This is a genomic window from Antiquaquibacter metalliresistens (assembly GCF_029211225.1).
GTDB classification, from domain to species: Bacteria; Actinomycetota; Actinomycetes; order Actinomycetales; family Microbacteriaceae; genus Rhodoglobus; species Rhodoglobus metalliresistens.
Map to the genome: position 1 here is coordinate 287,096 of NZ_JARGEM010000002.1, position 18,114 is coordinate 305,209.

The 18,114-nt window shown below is 68.7% G+C and carries 18 protein-coding genes; 11 read left to right on the plus strand and 7 right to left on the minus strand.

The genetic code is table 11. From position 1 onward, the window contains the following. The first annotated feature begins 3 nt into the window (after window positions 1-3). Window positions 4-456, plus strand: a complete 453-nt coding sequence (locus tag PYV02_RS04300) for a GNAT family N-acetyltransferase (RefSeq protein WP_275756533.1) — start codon at window positions 4-6, stop codon at window positions 454-456. Next, the gene (locus PYV02_RS04305; protein ID WP_275756534.1) at window positions 456-767 is read left to right on the plus strand and encodes an MGMT family protein; all 312 of its coding nucleotides are present in this window, start codon (window positions 456-458) and stop codon (window positions 765-767) included. Before PYV02_RS04300 ends, PYV02_RS04305 begins: the two co-directional genes overlap by 1 nt. A gap of 9 nt (window positions 768-776) precedes the next feature. Here the strand turns inward: PYV02_RS04305 and PYV02_RS04310 are convergent, their stop codons facing one another. Continuing rightward, window positions 777-1,055 carry a glutaredoxin family protein gene (locus tag PYV02_RS04310; protein WP_275756536.1) on the minus strand — a complete coding sequence of 93 codons (279 nt, stop codon included), beginning with the start codon at window positions 1,053-1,055 and terminating at the stop codon, window positions 777-779. A 96-nt stretch (window positions 1,056-1,151) separates the two neighbouring features. On the opposite strand from PYV02_RS04310, the gene PYV02_RS04315 reads away from it, so the two are divergent. From PYV02_RS04315 to PYV02_RS04330, 4 genes are read left to right on the plus strand one after another with little or no spacing between them, the layout of a single operon-like run. Next, window positions 1,152-1,865, plus strand: a complete 714-nt coding sequence (locus PYV02_RS04315; RefSeq protein ID WP_275756538.1) for a 3-oxoacid CoA-transferase subunit A — start codon at window positions 1,152-1,154, stop codon at window positions 1,863-1,865. After that, window positions 1,862-2,506, plus strand: coding sequence for a 3-oxoacid CoA-transferase subunit B (locus PYV02_RS04320; protein ID WP_275756540.1), 645 nt, complete (start codon window positions 1,862-1,864; stop codon window positions 2,504-2,506). Before PYV02_RS04315 ends, PYV02_RS04320 begins: the two co-directional genes overlap by 4 nt. After that, window positions 2,503-3,672 (plus strand): thiolase family protein, encoded by a 1,170-nt coding sequence (locus tag PYV02_RS04325; RefSeq protein ID WP_275756542.1) that lies wholly within the window; start codon window positions 2,503-2,505, stop codon window positions 3,670-3,672. The genes PYV02_RS04320 and PYV02_RS04325 overlap by 4 nt, the downstream gene beginning before the upstream one ends. A gap of 10 nt (window positions 3,673-3,682) precedes the next feature. After that, the gene (locus PYV02_RS04330; protein WP_275756544.1) at window positions 3,683-4,471 is read left to right on the plus strand and encodes an IclR family transcriptional regulator domain-containing protein; all 789 of its coding nucleotides are present in this window, start codon (window positions 3,683-3,685) and stop codon (window positions 4,469-4,471) included. On the opposite strand, the gene PYV02_RS04335 is transcribed toward PYV02_RS04330, so the two are convergent. From PYV02_RS04335 to PYV02_RS04355, 5 genes are all read right to left on the minus strand, one after another. Beyond that, window positions 4,468-4,782, minus strand: a complete 315-nt coding sequence (locus tag PYV02_RS04335) for a winged helix-turn-helix transcriptional regulator (RefSeq protein WP_275756546.1) — start codon at window positions 4,780-4,782, stop codon at window positions 4,468-4,470. The two genes, PYV02_RS04330 and PYV02_RS04335, sit on opposite strands and share 4 nt — an antisense overlap. Further along, window positions 4,779-5,183: a VOC family protein gene (locus PYV02_RS04340; RefSeq protein ID WP_275756548.1), complete on the minus strand. Its 405-nt coding sequence runs from the start codon at window positions 5,181-5,183 to the stop codon at window positions 4,779-4,781. Before PYV02_RS04340 ends, PYV02_RS04335 begins: the two co-directional genes overlap by 4 nt. Before the next feature lie 46 nt (window positions 5,184-5,229). Then, window positions 5,230-6,000, minus strand: coding sequence for an SDR family NAD(P)-dependent oxidoreductase (locus PYV02_RS04345; RefSeq protein WP_275756550.1), 771 nt, complete (start codon window positions 5,998-6,000; stop codon window positions 5,230-5,232). Between the two features lie 77 nt (window positions 6,001-6,077). Beyond that, window positions 6,078-7,679, minus strand: a complete 1,602-nt coding sequence (locus PYV02_RS04350) for a flavin-containing monooxygenase (protein WP_275756551.1) — start codon at window positions 7,677-7,679, stop codon at window positions 6,078-6,080. A gap of 70 nt (window positions 7,680-7,749) precedes the next feature. Next, window positions 7,750-8,676, minus strand: a complete 927-nt coding sequence (locus PYV02_RS04355; RefSeq protein ID WP_275756553.1) for an alpha/beta hydrolase — start codon at window positions 8,674-8,676, stop codon at window positions 7,750-7,752. Window positions 8,677-9,088: 412 nt separating this feature from the next. On the opposite strand from PYV02_RS04355, the gene PYV02_RS04360 reads away from it, so the two are divergent. The 4 genes from PYV02_RS04360 (at window position 9,089) to PYV02_RS04375 (ending at window position 14,662) form a co-directional block, all read left to right on the plus strand. Further along, complete coding sequence (locus tag PYV02_RS04360; protein WP_275756555.1) at window positions 9,089-10,237, plus strand: substrate-binding domain-containing protein; 1,149 nt, start codon at window positions 9,089-9,091, stop codon at window positions 10,235-10,237. Between the two features lie 135 nt (window positions 10,238-10,372). Next, the gene (locus PYV02_RS04365) at window positions 10,373-11,092 is read left to right on the plus strand and encodes an SDR family NAD(P)-dependent oxidoreductase (protein WP_275756557.1); all 720 of its coding nucleotides are present in this window, start codon (window positions 10,373-10,375) and stop codon (window positions 11,090-11,092) included. A gap of 22 nt (window positions 11,093-11,114) precedes the next feature. Then, entirely contained in the window at window positions 11,115-13,658 is a 2,544-nt protein-coding gene (locus PYV02_RS04370) for an ATP-binding cassette domain-containing protein (RefSeq protein WP_275756559.1), read from the plus strand. Next, on the plus strand, window positions 13,655-14,662 hold the full coding sequence (locus PYV02_RS04375; protein ID WP_275756561.1) for an ABC transporter permease: 1,008 nt from the start codon (window positions 13,655-13,657) through the stop codon (window positions 14,660-14,662). Before PYV02_RS04370 ends, PYV02_RS04375 begins: the two co-directional genes overlap by 4 nt. Window positions 14,663-14,684: 22 nt before the next feature. On the opposite strand, the gene PYV02_RS04380 is transcribed toward PYV02_RS04375, so the two are convergent. Further along, entirely contained in the window at window positions 14,685-16,391 is a 1,707-nt protein-coding gene (locus PYV02_RS04380) for a sigma-54-dependent Fis family transcriptional regulator (protein ID WP_275756563.1), read from the minus strand. A gap of 229 nt (window positions 16,392-16,620) precedes the next feature. Between PYV02_RS04380 and PYV02_RS04385 the strand changes: the two genes are divergently transcribed. Beyond that, a complete protein-coding gene (locus PYV02_RS04385; protein WP_275756565.1) occupies window positions 16,621-18,114 on the plus strand; it encodes an NAD-dependent succinate-semialdehyde dehydrogenase in 1,494 nt (497 codons plus the stop codon).

Consider the following 18,114-nt stretch of genomic DNA (forward strand, 5'->3'; position numbering starts at 1 on the left):
CGCATGGCTGCGTTGAGGCTCGAGGAACTGTCCGCGAAGACGATCGTCGCGGCCAACTCGCTCACACTGCGGCGCGGCCAGGAGCAATTCGTCACGCCGCCGTCATATGCGATCGCCGACGCGGCCCTCAACCCCACCACCTCGTGGCCGCGCGTGGTGCTCGACGGGGATGAGGTGATCGGCTTCATCCGGGGCAACTTCGACCCGGAGGCGCCCGAGGAGCAGTTCCGCAGTTGCGTCTGGCGGGTCAGTGTCGCCGCCGACGCGCAGGGGCGCGGCGTCGGCCGGTTCGCCGTGCACGCCCTCGCGGAGGAGGCCCGCACCCGCGGCTTCGAGCGCCTCACCGCGATCTGGGAGCCGGGCGACGAGGGACCCGAGGAGTTCTTCCTGCGCGTGGGCTTCGCAATCGTCGGCCAGACCGAGTACGGCGAGAACCTCGGCGTACTGACGCTCTAGTGCGACTGCCTGCCGAGGACTTCGTCGGGCGCGTGCTCGAGGTGGTGGCGTCGATTCCACCGGGCTCGGTCATGACCTATGGCGATGTGGCTGCTGCGGTCGGATCGCGCGCCGCGCGCGCCGTGGGCACGGTGATGGCGCACTACGGCTCGGACATGCCGTGGTGGCGCGTCGTGCGGGCGTCCGGGCATCCACCGATCGACCACGAGTCCCGCGCGCTCGAGCACTACCGCGCCGAGGCCACGCCCCTCGTGTGGTCGCGCGAAGGTGCGTACCGCGTCGACCTGCGCGCCGCACGGCACGCGCCGTAGCGGCAGCGCTCAGATCTCGCAGACCTCGGCCGCCGTGCCGGCACCCGGTGCCGGGAAGCCGAGCTTGACGGCGAGTTCATCGTCGGTGGGCTCGACCTGGAAGCTGCCGTCGGCGAAGACGATAACCGGGCTGCGGCTGCCCCCGCTGATCGCGGCCGCGCGCTCGGCATCCTCGGCACTGGCGACGATGTCGTGCCACTGGAACGGCACCTCGAGCGAGTCGAGCAGCGCCTTCGATCGCAGGAAGTCGGTGCAGTCGGGCTTGCCGTACACGATGAGGGAATCCATATGACGATCATATGCACCACCTCTGGCGCGCGCGACGAACAGCGAGTACAGTTCGTTGAACGAACACTTGTGCGCACAACGAACGAGGACGATGCAGTGATCTCGAAGATCGTGCCGAGCCCGGCCGCGGCCGTCGCTGACATCCCCGACGGGGCGACCGTGATGATCGGCGGATTCGGTCGTGCCGGGCAGCCCGTCGAACTCATCGACGCCCTGCGCGAGCACGGCGCCGGCGGGCTGACCGTGATCAACAACAATGCCGGCAACGGCGACACCGGTCTCGCCGCGCTGCTCGCGGCGGGCCAGGTCGCGAAGATGATCTGCTCGTTCCCGCGACAGGTCGACTCGCACGTCTTCGACGCGCTCTATCGCGCGGGCCGGATCGAGCTCGAGCTGGTGCCGCAGGGCACCCTGGCCGAGCGCATCCGCGCCGCAGGAGCCGGCATCGGAGCGTTCTTCACCCCCACCGGCTACGGCACGGAGCTCGCCGAAGGCAAAGAGGTGCGCACCATCGCCGGGCGACCCCAGGTGCTCGAGCATGCACTCCACGCGGACTACGCACTGGTCAGCGCCTGGCGGGGCGACCGCTGGGGCAATCTGGTCTATCGCAAGACGGCGCGCAACTTCGGGCCGATCATGGCCTCGGCGGCACGCACCACCGTCGCGCAGGTCGATCGGGTGGTCGAGCTCGGCGAGCTCGACCCGGAGGCGGTCGTCACCCCCGGCATCCACGTCGCCCGCCTCGTGCCGGTGCCGGAGCGCGCCTGGCTGCGCGACGGCGTCTTCGTGGGCGAGGGACGCGCGTCATGAGCGCCGGACTGAGCCGCAACGAGCTCGCCGCACGGATCGCCCGGGACATCCCCGAGGGCGCGGTCGTGAACCTCGGCATCGGAGCCCCGACGCTGGTGTCCAACTTCCTGCCGCAGGATCTCGAGATCATCCTCCACACCGAGAACGGCATGCTCGGCATGGGCCCGGAGCCCGCGCCGGAACGGATCGACCCGGACCTCATCAACGCCGGCAAGATCCCCGTCACCGAGTTGCTCGGCGCCTCGTACTTCCATCAGGCCGACTCGTTCGGCATGATGCGCGGCGGCCACGTCGACATCTGCGTGCTGGGCGCGTTCCAGGTCTCGGTCGGCGGCGACCTCGCCAACTGGAGCACCGGCGACGCCGATGCGATCCCCGCCGTGGGAGGCGCCATGGACCTGGCGATCGGCGCGCGTCAGGTCTGGGTGATGACCGACCTCACGACCCGCGACGGCGCCCCGAAGATCGTGGCCGAGTGCAGCTACCCACTCACCGGTGTCGCCTGCGTCAGCCGCATCTACACCGAACGCGCCGTACTCGAAGTGACCCCCGACGGCCTGGTGGTCACGGAGCGCTTCGGCGACACCACCCTCGACGACCTCCGCGCCCTGACCGGCCTCGACCTCAAGGAGCAGCCATGACCGGCAGCTATGTCTACGACGCCGTGCGCACCCCGTTCGGCCGCCACGGCAAGTCCCTCGCCGGGGTGCGACCCGACGACCTCGCGGCGCACTCGATGCGAGCCCTGCTGGAGCGGCATCCCGGCCTCGACCCGGCACTCATCGACGATGTGATCCTCGGGGATGCCAACCAGGCCGGCGAGGACAACCGCAACGTCGCGCGCATGGCTTCGCTCCTCGCAGGGCTGCCGACCTCGGTGCCCGGGAGCACGGTCAACCGCCTGTGCGGCTCGAGTGTGGAATCGGTCATCCAGGCCAGTCGTGCGATCGAGGCGGGGGATGCCACGCTCATCCTGGCCGGCGGCGTGGAATCCATGAGCCGCGCGCCCTGGGTCGTGCAGAAGCCAGAGAAGGGCTACCCGGCCGGATCATCCACGATGCACACCACCACCATCGGCTGGCGGATGGTCAATCCCGCGATGCGGCAGGCCTGGACGATCTCCAACGGCGAGAGCGCCGAACTGCTCGCCGGTCGGTACGGCATCAGCCGCGACGAGCAGGACGCCTTCGCGGTGCGCAGCCATCGGCTCGCCGCAGCGGCGTGGGACGCCGGCCTGTGGGGCGAGGTGATCCCGGTTCCCGGCACGGACCTCACGCGCGACGAGGGCATCCGCGCCGACGCGAGCCCGGAGTCGCTCGGCACCCTGAAGCCCTCGTTCCGCCCGGACGGCACCGTGACGGCCGGCAACTCCTCTCCGCTCAACGACGGCGCCTCCATGCTCTTCATCGGCGGCGAGACCACCGCGCTGGATGCCGAACCGCTCGCGCGCATCACCGGACGGGGCGTCGCCGGCAACGACCCCGACATCTTCGGCATCGCGCCCGTCGAGGCCGCCAACCGGGCTCTCGCGGCGGCCGGTCGCAGCTGGGCGGATGTCGATGTCGTCGAGCTCAACGAGGCCTTCGCCGCGCAGTCCCTCGCCTGCCTGCGCCTGTGGCCCGAGCTCGACCCGGAGCGGGTCAACATCCACGGCGGAGCGCTGGCGATCGGGCATCCTCTCGGCGCCTCGGGTGGCCGCATCATCGGTCACCTGGCGCACGAACTCGCGCGCCGCGGCGGCGGCGTCGGCGTGGCCGCGATCTGCATCGGCGTCGGCCAGGGACTCGCGGTGGTGCTCGAGCGCTAGCGTGATCCACATGGACGATCACGACCCGACCGCGCCGTACGTGCAATCACTCGCGCGCGGTCTCGCGGTGATCCGGGCGTTCGATGCTGAGCATCCGAGGATGACCCTCAGCGAACTCGCGGTGCGCACCGAGCTCACCCGGGCCACCGCTCGCCGCTTTCTCCACACCCTCGTCGACCTGGGATACGTCACGACCGACGGCCGCACCTTCCAGCTCACCCCTCGCGTGCTCGAGCTCGGATACAGCTACCTGGCGAGCCTCAGCCTGCCGGAGCTCATGCAGGGCCCGCTCGAGGAGCTCAGTCGGCAGACCGGGGAGTCGACATCCGGATCGGTGCTCGACGGAAGCGACATCGTCTACATCGCACGCGTGCCCGTGCGGCGCATCATGGCGGTGAGCATCACGATCGGTACGCGATTCCCGGCGAGCGCGACCTCGATGGGCCGCGTGCTGCTCGCCGGCCGATCGGATACCTGGCTCGACGAGCATCTGACCTCGAGTCCGGCATTCACCCCGCGCACCCAGACCGACCTCCCCCGGCTGCGGGAGATCATCGCCGAGGTGCGCAGCCAGGGCTGGGCGCTGGTCGATCAGGAGCTCGAGGGCGGCCTGCGGTCGATCGCCGCGCCCGTGCGCGGCGCCGACGGTGAGGTCGTCGCGGCCGTCAACATCGCGACCACGACCTCGACGGTCGGCACCGATCGCATCCTCGGCGAGTTCCTGCCGCGACTGCTCGTGACCGCCCACGCCATCGGCGAATCGATCGTGAGGTCGGGGTCCCGACCGGAGCGCCTCTAGGGCGTGTCGATGGGATGCCGAGGGGTCGCCTCGGCCTGCTCGGCGCCCCAGCGTCCGAGCGCGAGGACCGTCTCCCGCAGGGCGAGCCCGCGATCGGTCAGCGCGTAGGCCCGAGTGTTGTGCCGCAGGGGCAGACGGAACAGCACGCCGGCCGCTTCGAGCTCCCGCAGGCGTGTGGCGAGGATGTTCGTCGGCACTCCGAGATCGCGCTGCAGATCGCCGTAGCGCTGCGGCCCGTCCAACAACCGCGCCACGATGAGCAGGGCCCACCGCGCGCCGATGACGTCGAGGGCGGCGGCGAGATCGCTCACGCGGCGGGATCGACGTCCGGCTTCATCCAGAACGGGGAGTAGTGGTAGCCGTCGGGGTCGTCAAACTGGCGCTGGTACATGAAGGGGTAGTCGTCGGTGTCACCGATCCTCCCGCCGGCGGCGCCGGCGCGCTCGACGAGCTCATCGACCGCCTCGCGGCCGCCGAGATCGAACGAGACCGTGACCTTCGAGGGCGTGTCGGGGCCACCGATCAGCTCCTCGACGCCGCCGACGCTCGCGTACATTTCGCGACTGCCGAGCATCACGTACTGCTCAGGCGCGATCGCGAAGCACGACACGTTGTGGTCGGACATGTCCGCGTTGAGGGTCCAGCCGAGGGCGGTGTAGAAGGCGGTCGCTCGCTCGACGCTCTCGACCGGGCAGGTGATGAAGAGGCTCATGCGTAAACACTTGCAAAATACAAGTGACGCGTCAAGACCCGACCGCTCAGCGCGCCATGAACCCGCCGTCGATCGGCAGGTTGACCCCGGTCACCCACGTCGACTCGTCCGAAGCGAGGTAGAGCACCGCGTACGCGACGTCGATCGGCAGCCCGAGGCGGCGGATGGACTGCGTCGTCGTGTTGACCTTCTCGTACTCCGCGAGGCCGCCGGGGAACGCGTTGGCGATCCCCTCCACGAGCGGGGTGAGCACCGTGCTCGGGTGCACCGAGTTCACACGGATGTTGTACTGGCCGTAGACGGCGGCATCCTGCTTGGTCTGCATCGTGACGGCGCCCTTGGCGACGTGGTAGGCCGTGAACTCGTCGTTGCCGGTGAGCCCGTAGATCGAGCTGAAGTTCACGATCGAACCCGAGCGCTGCGCGATCATGTATGGCAGCGCGTGCTTGGTGGAGAAGAACACACCCTTGACGTCGACGGCGAACAGGGCATCCCACTCCCCCTCGGAGAGCTCGTGGGTGGGCTTGTCGACGCCGATGATGCCGGCGCAGTTCACCAGCACGTCGATCGTGCCGTGCTCGGCGCCGACCGCGGCGTAGACGCGCGCGACATCCTCCTCGTCGGCGACGTTCATGGCGTGGAACTGCGCGCCCCCGCCCGCGGCACGGATGCCATCGACGACACCCTGCCCCAGTTCGGCGTTGAGGTCGGTCGCGATGACGGTCGCGCCCTCGGCGGCGAACAGTTCGGCGGTCGCCGCGCCCATGCCGGATGCGGCGCCGGTGATGACGGCAATCTTGCCGGTGAGTCGGTTCACGAGTGTCTCCTGAGGTTGGAATCGAGTGGAGCGGGGCGCCCGCCGTGTGCTGAAGCGAGCGCCCCGCGGATGGGTGATCAGGCGCGGAAGCTCGCGTACTCCGCTTCCTCGGCCTCACGGCAGAACTGCTGGTAGACCTGGCCGCCGCCCATGTACACCTGGAACTCGTGCGGCTTGCCCGGCACGTTCTGGCCGAAGAACCACGCGTTCGCCTTCTGGCCCTCCGAGTACATGACCGTCGCCTTGCCCGCACGGTCGACCTCGGCGGCCCACCACTCCTCGGACTCCGGTGTGGCCTCGAGCCGCTCGATGCCGTTCCTCGTCGCGTAGTCGATGGCCCGGGCCATCCACTGCGCGCCGAGCTGGATCGGCACGGGCAGGTTGGAGTACGGGGTCTGCGGGCCGAGCGACAGCAGCAGGTTCGGGAAGCCGTGCATCGAGATGCCGAGGTTCGACCGGATGCCGTTCTTCCACTTGTCGCGCAGCACCTGACCGCCGCGCCCGATGATGTCGATGTTGGTCAGCGTGCCGGTCATCGCGTCGAAGCCGGTCGCGCAGATCAGCACGTCGAGCTCGTACTCGGTGTCGCCGACCTTCACGCCCTTGGCGGTGATCTCGGTGATCGGGCTGCTCTTGACGTCGACGAGCTTCACCTGAGGCAGGTTGAACGCGGCGTAGTAACCGAAACCGGTGGGCACGCGCTTGCCGTTGAAGGAGTATCCGCGAGGCGACAGGAGTTCCGCCGTGGCCGGGTCCTTCACGATCTCGCGAATCTTGCTCCGGATGAACTCCGAGGCGAGCTCGCTCGACTCGTGGTTGGTGGCGAGGTCGTTGAAGCACTCGTTGGCGAAGTGGAAGCCGCCCTCGTTCCACTTGCCCTCGAAGATGCGGCGGCGCTCGTCGGCATCCACCTCGAGGGCGCTGTACTGGGCCGGCACCATGTCCACGCCGAACGGGTGGTTCGCGGCGCGCTCCCAGATCTCGTCGTAGGTGGCGCGCACGTGCGCGAGCTGCTCCGGCGTGACCTTGTCGTTGTTGGTCTCGACGATGAAGTTCGGCTCACGCTGGAACACGACGAGCTCACCGCACTCGGGCGCGATCGTGGGAAGGATCTGGATGCCGGAAGCCCCGAGGCCGATGAGGCCCACCCGCTTGCCCTTGAGGTCCACACCCTCGCGCGGCCAGCGCGCGGCGTGCACGAGCGTGCCCTCGAAGCTCTCGAGTCCCGGGATCGCCGGCCAGATCGGCTGGGAGAGCACGCCCATCCCAGAGATCAGGTACTTGGTCGTGATCGTGCCGCCGCCCTCGATGTGCAGCGTCCAGAAATTGCCGGGCTCGTCGTACACCGCCGACTCGATGTAGGTGTTCAGACGGATGTCCTTGCGCAGGTCGAGGCGGTCGGCCACGAAGTTGAGGTAGGCGAGCACCTCCTTGCCCGAGGGGTAGCGCTCGGTCCAGACCCATTCCTCGCGCACCTCCTTGGAGAACGAGAACGAGTAGTAGCTGAACTCGCTGTCGGTGCGCACACCGGGGTAGTTGTTGATCCACCAGGTGCCGCCGATTCCGTCGGCCCCGTCGACGACGAGGGTGCGCTGCCCCTTCTCACGCAAGTGGTGCAGGATGGCGAGCCCGGAGAATCCGGCCCCGATGACGACGCTGTCGTAGTCGGTTGCGGTCATGCTGTCTTTCCTTTCATGGGGATGTCCCGTGGTCACCGCCGCGCTGGGGCAGCGGTGCGAGCGTGCGTGATCAGTGCTGCTGCGCGGCGCGTCCCGCGCGATACCAGTCGGCGATGCGCGCGATCTCCTCGTCGGCGCGCGGGTGACGGCCCGCGAGGAACGGGAACACGTGCTGCATCCCCTCGCCGATCGAGAAGGTCACATCGACCCCGGCGTCGAGGGCGAGCTGGTTGAGCCGCACGCTGTCGCTGAAGAGCGACTCGATGTCGCCCGCCGCGATGTAGAGCCGCGGAAAGCCGGTGAAGTCCTGATAGAGCGGGTTGGCCATGGGGTCGGTGGGGCTCGTCGCGCCCAGGATGTACCGGTCGATGTTGCCCTGCAGCCCCTCCCTCGTGATGAGGAAGTCGGTCGCGTCGTTGGTCTCGATGGTGACGCCGTCGTTCTCCATGTTGAGCCAGGGCGACATCGTGATGACCTGCAGCGGCAGGGGCAGCCCCTGGTTGCGGGCCTCGAACACCATGCTGATCGCGAGGTTGCCGCCGGCGCTGTCACCGATCGGCGTCAGATCCTCGGGACGGTGCCCCGCGGCGAGCAGCGCGCGGTAGACGGCGATCCCGTCATCGATCTGCGCCGGGAACTTGAAGTCCGGCGCGAGCCGGAAGTCGAGCACGAACGCGCTGACGCCGAGGGCCTTCGCGATGTGGCCGGCGAGCTTGCGGTGGCTCGCGGACGAGCCGAGGGCGAATCCACCGCCGTGCATGAAGATCAGCACCTGGCTGCGATCGCAGCCGATCGGCGTCACCAGGATGCCGGGCACACCACCGATCTCGGTGTGCTGATAGGTGACGTTCTCCGGCTCGGCGGTTGCGCGCTGCCAGTCGTCGAAGATGAGCCGCAGCAGCTCGGTCGAGAGCGGGGCATCGCCCAGCAGGGCCAGCTGGTCGATCCAGTGTGCGTAGATCTCCCCGAGCAGATCGGTGGGGGTCGGCGTCGACATGGTGTAGCTCCTCGTGGCTACTCGGTCCCGACGCAGCACTGCGACGGGACGGTTGAGACGGTGGTGGATGGCTCCACGGCACAAGGTTGCATCGTCGATCGGGGCCGAAGAAGGGCCGTCTCAATATGAGTCACCGGGTTCGCAACGTGACTCAGTCGCCCCGATCGAGGGCTGCGAGTATGAGGCTCTCCCAGGGGTTCCGCCCCGGGTCGGATCCCCTTCCGAGGGGACTCGCATGCTCCATCAACACGATGAATCGCCGGTCTCCGGCCCCGTCAAAGCAGACGAGGCAGGTCGAAGAGGACAGCACGGCAGGGGACCACGAATCCCTCGCCCGATGTGACCGGTGAGCCGTCCGGGCGATCGCGCCCCGCGCGACGCCCACCTCCATTCACTAAGAGAGAGAGTTCACATGTACTCAAAGACCAGGATCTCGCTCGTGGCGCTCGCCGCCGCGGGTGCGCTGGCGCTCGCGGCGTGTTCGACCGGCGCCGGAGACGGCGGTTCGGGCGGATCGACCGCACCCGTCAACGAGGTCGGCATCTCGGGTGTCCAGGGCGACATCCTCGACATCTCGGAGTTCTGCGGCGACCAGCCGATCAAGGTCGCGTTCGCCGACGGCTTCGGAGGCAACTCGTGGCGCAAGACCACCCGCGCCATCTTCGAGGCCGAGGCCGCGAAGTGCGAGAACATCACCGACATCATCTACACCGACGCGCAGGCCGACACCCAGAAGGCCATCTCCGACATCAACTCCCTCGTCGCACAGGGCGTCAACGTCATCGTGTCGTTCACGGATGGCGGTGAGGCGCTGCTGCCGACGATCCGCAAGGCGACCGAGGCCGGCGTGAAGTTCGTTCCGATCATCGCGTGCCCGGGAGGCGAACCCGGCGTGGACTACGTCGACTGCGTCTCGGAGAACGTCGATACCTACGGCTACGGACTCGCGCTCTGGACCATCGACCAGATGGGCGGCAAGGGCAACCTCCTCATGACGGGCGGCCAGGCCGGCAACCCGTACTCGCAGGCGGTCTACGACGGCGTGAAGCGTGCCGTCGCGGAGAACCCGGACATCGTGTTCCTCAACGAGCAGCTCGGCGACACCTTCGTCGACACCGGCTGGGAGCCGGGCAAGACGAAGCAGGTCATGGCCGGTCTCATCACGCAGTTCGGCCAGATCGACGGCATCGTCGCGGACTACGGCGGAGGCTCCGTCGGCGGCATCGAGGCCTTCGTCGACGCCGGCAAGCCACTGCCCGTGTGGTCCGCGAACGACTCCAACCAGTTCGCGTGCCTCTGGTACCAGTACAAGGACAGCCAGCCCACCTTCCAGATCGCCACGATGTCGTCCCGCAACTGGGTCGCCATCCCGGCACTGCACAAGGGTCTGGCCGCGTTCAACGGCCTGCCCAACTCTGAGCCGTCCATCTTCAACCTCGAGATCATCGAGGACTCCACGAACCCCGACATGATGCCGGTGTGCGAGGAGGACCTCCCGAACGACGCGATCAACTCCTCCGGGTTGAGCGTCGAGCAGCTGAAGGCGCTCTTCAACGAGTAGCCGACGGCTCTACCACGTGGTGCCGGGCGGCCTCCCAGCCGCCCGGCACCACCGGACGCCACTTCCCATCTCATCAACACCTTCGACGACGAAGTGACCCGGTCACCCGTCGCGATCACGGAACCGGAGCACCACATGAACCGACTGCAGGACAAGATCGCCATCGTCACCGGCGCCGGCCGCGGCATCGGGCGCTCGATCGCCGAGCTGTTCGCCGCCCAGGGCGCAACCGTCATCGCCACCAGCCAGCACCCGCACAGCGACTTCGCCCCGGGCATCGAGTTCCATCAGCAGGATGTCGCGGACGCCGCGGGCTGGGACACGCTCGTCGCCGGCGTGATCGATCGGCACGGTCGAGTCGACGTGCTCGTGAACAACGCCGGGATCATCGCCTACGAGACGCTCGACGTCTTGACCATGGAGGACTGGAACCGGGTCATCGCGGTCAATCAGACCGGCGTCTGGCTCGGAATGCGCGCGGTCATGCCCTCGATGCTCGCCCACGGCAACGGTTCGATCATCAACGTCTCCTCGATCTGGGGCAACGCCGCCGTCGCCGGCGCGCACGCCTATCACGCCACCAAGGGCGCCGTGCGCAACATGTCCAAGAACGCGGCGATCACCTACGCGACGCAAGGCGTTCGCGTGAACTCCATCCATCCCGGCTTCATCGCCACTCCCCTGACCGATGCGCAGGCCCCCGAGGTCAACGAGTTCGTGGTCGGGATGACCCCGATGGGTCGCGCCGGGCGACCGGAGGAGATCGCCCACGGCGCAGTGTTCCTCGCCAGCGACGAGTCCAGCTTCGTGACCGGAGCGGAACTCGTCATCGACGGCGGATACCTCGCCCAGTAGCCAATCCGACAAAGGATCCCCAGTGAGCAAGAACAGCACCGCGTCGACCGCCGCCGTCGACATCGCACCCGCGCCCTCGCCAGGCCTGGAGCCTGGCACCACGGCTCTCCGACTCGTGGGGATCGAGAAGTCGTTCCCTGGCGTCAGGGCGCTCAGGAACGTCGACCTCGAAGTGCTCGCCGGAGAGGTGCACGCCCTCGTCGGCGAGAACGGGGCCGGGAAGTCGACCCTCATGGCCGTCGCGTCGGGGGCACTCGCTCCCGACGCCGGTCGCATCGAGATCGTCGGGTCGACCCTGACCACCGCGTCGCCCGACGAGGCCCGCGAGCTCGGTCTCGGCATCGTGCGCCAGGATCCCGCCCTGCTTCCGGATCTCACGGTCGCGGAGAACCTCGCGATCGGAACGGGCCAGACCGGCAGGGGCGACCTGCGGCGAGCGCCGAGCTGGGTGCAGGAGCACCTCGATCCGTGGCAGATGGGCATCGATGCTCGCGCCCGGGTCTCCGACCTCTCCGTCGAACAGCGCTTCATCGTGGAGATCGTGAAGGCCCTCGCGCTCAAGCCTCGGGTGCTGATCCTCGATGAACCGACCGAGCACCTGAACGGGGACGAGGTGCAGCGCCTGTTCCGGCGCGTGCGCGAGTTGACCGCACGCGCGACGGCGGTCATCTACATCTCCCACCGCATCCCCGAGGTCAAGGAGATCGCCGACCGCATCACGGTGCTGCGCGATGGCGAGGTGCGCGGCACCTTCGAGGCGTCCGAGGTGAGCGAGTCGAAGATCATCGAGCTCGTCATCGGACGCGCTCTGGACACCGTCTTCCCGCCGAAGGGTGCGTCGGTCGACGGCGTCGCGAGCGCGGACGTGCTCCAGGTCACCGGACTCAGCGGGCGCCACTTCCACGACATCGACCTCACGGTGCGCGCCGGAGAGATTGTCGGACTCGCCGGCGTGCAGGGCAACGGCCAGGCCGAGTTGATCCGCGCGCTCGCCGGTCTCGAACCCGCGAGCGGATCGGTGCGGATCTCGGGTCGCGAGGTGCGCACCTCGAGCAACGCCGCGGCATCCCGGGCCGGCGTCGTCTACGTGCCCTCCGACCGGCACGGCGAGGGCGTGTTCCTGCCGCTCAGTGTCGGCGAGAACATCGTCATGAAGACGCTGCGCAAGGTCTCGCGCTGGGGGCTCATCCGGGAGTCCCGCATCAACGAGACCGCGCGCGAACAGATCGAGAACCTGTCGATCAAGACACCGTCGTCGCGAACGGCGGTGGGCTCGCTCTCGGGCGGCAACCAGCAGAAGGTGGTGCTCGCGCGCACCCTGCTCGCCGAGCCGACGGTGCTGCTCGCCGAGGAGCCGACGCAGGGCGTCGACGCCGGCGCGCGCGTCGACATCTACCGCATCCTGCGCGGCGCGGCCGACGCTGGCGCCGCCGTCGTGATGCTGTCCTCGGACGGCGTCGAGCTCGAGGGGCTGTGCGACCGGGTGCTCATCATGTCGCGCGGCAGCGTGGTCGCCGAGGTCGACGGTGAGGATGTGACGGAGGCCGAGATCGCTCGCGCCGCCCTGACGTCGACCTCCGTGCGCAAACGCGCGGAAACGGCATCCCGCTCCGGCAGGTTCCGCAACTGGTTGCGCGGGGACCACTCGCCGGCCGCCGTGCTGGGCCTCATCGTCGTCGCGCTGAGCCTGATGGTCGGCTCGACGAACACGGCCTACTTCTCGCCCTTCAACCTCAACAACCTGCTGTTCACCGCCTCGCTGATGATCCTCATCGGCTGCGCGCAGCAGGTGGTGGTGCTCGGCTCCGGGTTCGACCTCTCGGTCGGGCCGCTACTGAGCCTGCTGGTCGTGATCGCGTCGTTCTTCGTGATCGACGGCGGCAACATCCTCATCGGGATCGGCCTGATGATCGTCGCCGCGCTGCTCGTCGGGTTCGTCAACGGCTTCCTGGTGACCCGCTTCGGACTCAATCCCGTCGTGGTCACGCTCGCGATCGCACTGGCGCTGCAGGGCACCCTGTTCACCCTGCGCGGGACGCCCGGTGGCATCATCACCCCGGAGGTCACCGACCTCGTCTTCGCGAAGATCGGCTTCATGCCGATCATCACGATCATCGCGGTCGCCATCGCGCTGGGCCTCGAGTGGGCGCTGCGCCGCAGCCGCTGGGGCGTGGAGCTGCGCGCCGTCGGTTCGCGCAAGGATGCGGCGGAGCGACTGGGCATCCGCTCGGGTCGCGTGCAGCTGTTCTCCTACGTCGTCACCTCGCTGCTCGTGATGCCGACGGCCGTCGTGCTCATGTCGCAGATCGGCATCGGGGATGGCCGCCCCGGCCTCTCCTTCACCCTCACCTCGGTGACCGTGGTGGTGCTCGCCGGGGCGAGCATCTTCGGCGGCCGGGGTTCGTTCATCGCCATCATCGCGGCCGGACTCCTCGTGGCTCAGGTGCTCAGTGTGCCCACGTTCCTCGGGCTGTCCGGTGCCTGGGGCTATTGGCTTCCGGGCGTCATCACGGTCGGTGCGGCCGTGCTCTACGCGCAGCTGCGCAGGATCAGGAGGAGCTCATGACCGCCCAGGTCGACATGAAGACCGATGCCCGCTGGAAGCGACTGCTCTCGGGCGGATCCGGCGCCATCTGGTTCGCGACGGTCGCGCTGTTCCTGGTGAGCCCGCTCGTGGCCCCCGGGAGCCTCGGATACTCCTCCGTCGTCGGCATGCTGCCGTTCGCGGCCGTGCTCGCGATCGCCGCGGTCGGTCAGACCCTCGTCGTGCAGCAACGGGGCCTCGACCTCTCCGTGCCCGCCATGATGGCCTTCGGCGCCGCGCTCGCCTCCGGGCTGCCGCAGTGGTACGGCTGGCCCGACTGGCTCGCGATCATCGCGGCGATCGTGCTTCCTGGCCTCGCCGGACTGGTGAACGGTGTCGTGATCACGCGCTTCGGCGTCATGCCGCTCGTGGCGACGCTCGGCATGAACGCGATCCTGCTCGGCACCGTCTTCGCGATCTCGAGCGGCACGCCCGCCGGATCGCCTCAGGCGCTGGCCGACTTCGCGAAGGGCAAGGTCGGCATCGTGCCGACCGCGTTCCTGGTCGCGGTCGGGGTCGTGGTGATCGCCGGCTTCGCCGCCCAGCGCTCGATCGTGGGTCGCAGGCTCACGAGCGTCGGGGTGAGCGAGCGAGCCGCGGCCGCGATCGGCACCCGCGTTCGGCTCTATCAGACGATGGCCTATGCGATCGCCGGTGCGACCTACGGCGTCGCATCGGTGCTCTACACGGGCTATGTCACGACGCCGCCGCTGTTCTTCGGCGACAGCTACCTGCTGCCCACCGTCGCCGCGGTCGTGCTCGGCGGCACCGCGCTGACCGGCGGTCGCTCCGCGCTCATCTCCACCGGGGTCGCGGCACTGTTCCTGACCCAGCTCGGGCAGCTGCTGCGTTCGGTGGGATGGCCGGAGCCCGTGCAGCTCATCGCGCAGGCGGTCGTGCTGCTCGCGGTCATCCTGATCCGTGCCCTCGTGCCGAGCATCGCGGAGTGGCGTCGGCGCAACCGGGCGATCGCCGCCGCGGCTTGATCGAGCGGACGAGAAGGGAGGATCAGGTGACGAGCCGATACGCCTTCATCTTGCGGTACACCGTCGCCCGCGAGATGCCGAGGATGTCGGCGGCGCGCACCCGATTGCCCTGGGCCTCCTGCAGCGCCTTGCGGATCGCCTCGAGCTCGACCTTCTCGATGAGGGAGAGCGTCTTCGAACTCTGCATGGAGGAGGGCAGGTCCGTGGGCGCGACCGCCCCGGACTTTCCGGCCGCACCCAGCTGGCTGACGAGCCGCCGCAGCTCCTTGAGGTTGCCCGGCCAGCCGTACGCGCGCAGGAGCTTGAGCGTCTCGTCCTGCAGCTCGAGCTTCGCGGCGGGCGCGAGTGCCGCGACGACGGCATTCCAGAGCACCGGGAGGTCCTCCACCCGATCGCGCAGGGGCGGGATCCACACCGCCCTCGCGCCGAACTTGAGCTCGAAGCGTTCGGCATCCCGCTCGTCATCGGTCGAGAGCGTCATCACGACCGCGACCTGGCCGGAGTGGGCTTCGATGAGCGAGCGCATGCCGTCGAGCGCGGGCGGATCGAGCGTCTCGATGCCGCGGATGACGACGGTCGCGTTCTCCGTGAAGCACTTGGCGAGCCGGGCGAGCCACTCGCGGGTGCCGAGGATGTGGCGCTCGGCCGCGTCGCTGAGCACCGGAGCCGTGGCGGATTCGCGCTCGCCGAGCGCGAGCGACGTCTTGCCCACGCCCGGCTCACCGGCCAGGATCACGGGTTCGCCGATGGCCCGCACCCGTTCGAACTGGTTCATCGCCGCGAGCCAGGCTGGTGAGCGACCGACGTTCCGCACGACCCGGCGCGGCGACGTCGCCGGGCGCGCGTTCGGGCCGGCGCCGACGACGACGACGTTGTTGTTCGGACCGATCGATGTGTACTCGAGCGTCGTCGGCCCCGATGAGAGTTCGAGCATGTACGTGCCCGTCGGGCGGTTCTCGTCGCCGAGCGTCCTGAGCAGGTGCATGTCATGAGAGGTGAGCGCGCTGGCCTTCGGGCTCTGGATCATCGCCCCCTGCGGACCGAACGCGACCACGGGATGACTCTGGTTGCGGCTCAGCTCCAGGAACACGGTGAACATCTCGCGGGCCGAGGGCTGCTCGACGGACAGCAGGTGCTGCTCGAGTTGCGTCGCCATCGAACGCACGAGCGGCTTGAGCAGGTCGGACCGCGGGGTCAGGTCGCACGACAGGGTCACGACCGCGAAGAGCTTGCGGGTGATCGGATGGAACACCGGCGAACCGGTGCAGACGGCGTCCTGGTAGAAGTCGGCGTAGTGCTCGGTGCCGCGGATCTGCACCGGCTTGCCGAGCGTGACCACGGTGCCGACGCCGTTGGTGCCGACCACGTTCTCGGCGAGAACCGCGCCCCGCACGGTGCCGACGCGGTCGAGGTGCGACTCGGCCTGGCGGTCCTCGAACCAGCGCTGCAGGATCTGGCCGCGCGAATCCGCCAGCAGCAGAGCGAGGCCGGTGCCTTCGATGTCCTCGGCGAAGCGGTTCATGGGCGCCCCGAACATCTCAAGGAGGTGCTCGTCGAGCACGCTCTCCGGAACGTGCGGCACGTCGTGGATGTTGCCGGGATCCCCGATCGCGGCCTGGGATCGCTTCCAGGAGTCCACGAGTTCGAGCTTGCGATCGTCCGTGTGGGACCGCGACAGCGCGGCCTCCTTGGCAGATTGAACCCGATCGAGATCGAACTCGTCGTCCATGCTGCACCTCCTTTGGCGCACCGTGCCGCGGCTTTTGTCGGGAGCTGGGGAGAATCGGGTCTCGCTCCGGAAGCCGTTCGAACCATCGTACGGTCCCGGTCGAGCATCCGATCGTCTCAAATTGAGCCCCACGCTCGTAGTATCGTAATACGCGAATATGCTGATTGGGAAATCACGTCGGGCATCGTCTCGCGTTCCACCGCCTCGCCTCGTCTGAAGGAGCACCACCATGCCCGCACTCATCGACCGTCCCGCGACAACGCTGCGCGGTCACGTCGTTCCCACCGGCCTCCTCATCGACGGCGAATGGCGTGCCACTGACGCCACGATCGCGGTGACGAATCCGGCCGACGGCGAGGTGATCGCGCACGTCTCCGACGGCACACCCGCGCACGCGCTCGAGGCGCTCGATGCGGCGACCCGCGCCAGCGCGCAGTGGCGCGAGTGGTCGCCGCGCGCCCGCGCCGACCTGTTCCACGCCGCGCACCGACTGCTGATGGACCGCGCCGACGCCTTCGCGGACGTCATGGTGCTCGAGAGCGGAAAGCCGCGGTCCGAGGCGGCGAGCGAGTTCGCGCTCTCCGCCGGATTCTTCCTCTGGTACACCGAGCAGATCGCGCACCTGCACGGCACCTACCAGGAGGGGTCGCGCGGCGGGTACCGGGTGATCGAGACGCACCAGCCCGTCGGCCCGAGCTTCCTGGTCACCCCGTGGAACTTCCCGATGCTGATGTCCGCGCGAAAGGCCGGTGCCGCACTCGCCGCCGGTTGCACCGTGATCATGAAGTCCGCACGCGAGACCCCGCTCACGGCCGCGCTCTTCGTCGACACGCTCGTCGAGGCCGGCTTCCCGGCCGGAGTCGTCAATCTCGTGCACACGAGCACCTCGGCCGCGGTCTCCAGCGCGGTCATGGCCGACGAGCGCCTGCGCAAAGTGAGCTTCACCGGCTCCACGGGGGTCGGCACGACGCTGCTCGGCCAGGCCGCGCAGAACATCGTCAACTCGTCGATGGAACTCGGTGGGGATGGTCCGTTCATCGTGCTCGACGACGCCGACGTCGATCTCGCCGTCGACGAGGCCATCGTCTGCAAGTTCCGCAACGCCGGGCAGGCCTGCGTCGCCGCGAACCGCATCATCCTCCACGAGGCGATCGCCGACGAGTTCACGGAGAAGTTCGTGGCGCGCACCCGCGCCCTGAAGGTCGGCGACGGGTTCGACCCGGAGTCGATCGTCGGCCCCGTCATCACCGCGAAGCAGCGCGAGCGAGTGATCGGCCTCGTCGCCTCGTTCCAGCAGGCCGGCGCGACGCTGCACGTCGGGGGGCATCCGATCGATGGACCCGGCTTCTTCTACGAGCCCACGGTGCTCACCTTCCCGAACCACGACCACGAGTTCTGCAACGAGGAGCTGTTCGCCCCGGTCGCCGCCCTCTACCGGGTCGCCTCGGTGGCGGAGGCCATCGCCTTCGGCAACGACACGCACTACGGCCTCTCAGCGTACCTGTTCACCCGGGACCTCTCCCGAGCGGTGGCCGTCGCCGAGCGCCTCGACTTCGGGATGGTCGGCGTCAATCGCGGCGTCATGGCCGATCCCGCGGCGCCGTTCGGCGGTATCAAGGCCTCCGGGCTGGGCCGGGAGGGCGGCCACGACGGCGTCCACGAGTTCCTGGAGCGCAAGTACATCGCGCTCACGATCGACGAGACGGCAGGACTGGAAGGATGA

Bases quoted from the DNA above. Each gene is read 5' to 3' on its own strand.
- PYV02_RS04300 (WP_275756533.1), top strand. From the start codon at position 4: ATGGCTGCGTTGAGGCTCGAGGAACTGTCCGCGAAGACGATCGTCGCG.
- PYV02_RS04310 (WP_275756536.1), bottom strand. From the start codon at position 1,055: ATGGATTCCCTCATCGTGTACGGCAAGCCCGACTGCACCGACTTCCTG.
- PYV02_RS04320 (WP_275756540.1), top strand. From the start codon at position 1,862: ATGAGCGCCGGACTGAGCCGCAACGAGCTCGCCGCACGGATCGCCCGG.
- PYV02_RS04325 (WP_275756542.1), top strand. From the start codon at position 2,503: ATGACCGGCAGCTATGTCTACGACGCCGTGCGCACCCCGTTCGGCCGC.
- PYV02_RS04330 (WP_275756544.1), top strand. From the start codon at position 3,683: ATGGACGATCACGACCCGACCGCGCCGTACGTGCAATCACTCGCGCGC.
- PYV02_RS04340 (WP_275756548.1), bottom strand. From the start codon at position 5,183: ATGAGCCTCTTCATCACCTGCCCGGTCGAGAGCGTCGAGCGAGCGACC.
- PYV02_RS04350 (WP_275756551.1), bottom strand. From the start codon at position 7,679: ATGACCGCAACCGACTACGACAGCGTCGTCATCGGGGCCGGATTCTCC.
- PYV02_RS04355 (WP_275756553.1), bottom strand. From the start codon at position 8,676: ATGTCGACGCCGACCCCCACCGATCTGCTCGGGGAGATCTACGCACAC.
- PYV02_RS04360 (WP_275756555.1), top strand. From the start codon at position 9,089: ATGTACTCAAAGACCAGGATCTCGCTCGTGGCGCTCGCCGCCGCGGGT.
- PYV02_RS04365 (WP_275756557.1), top strand. From the start codon at position 10,373: ATGAACCGACTGCAGGACAAGATCGCCATCGTCACCGGCGCCGGCCGC.
- PYV02_RS04375 (WP_275756561.1), top strand. From the start codon at position 13,655: ATGACCGCCCAGGTCGACATGAAGACCGATGCCCGCTGGAAGCGACTG.
- PYV02_RS04380 (WP_275756563.1), bottom strand. From the start codon at position 16,391: ATGGACGACGAGTTCGATCTCGATCGGGTTCAATCTGCCAAGGAGGCC.
- PYV02_RS04385 (WP_275756565.1), top strand. From the start codon at position 16,621: ATGCCCGCACTCATCGACCGTCCCGCGACAACGCTGCGCGGTCACGTC.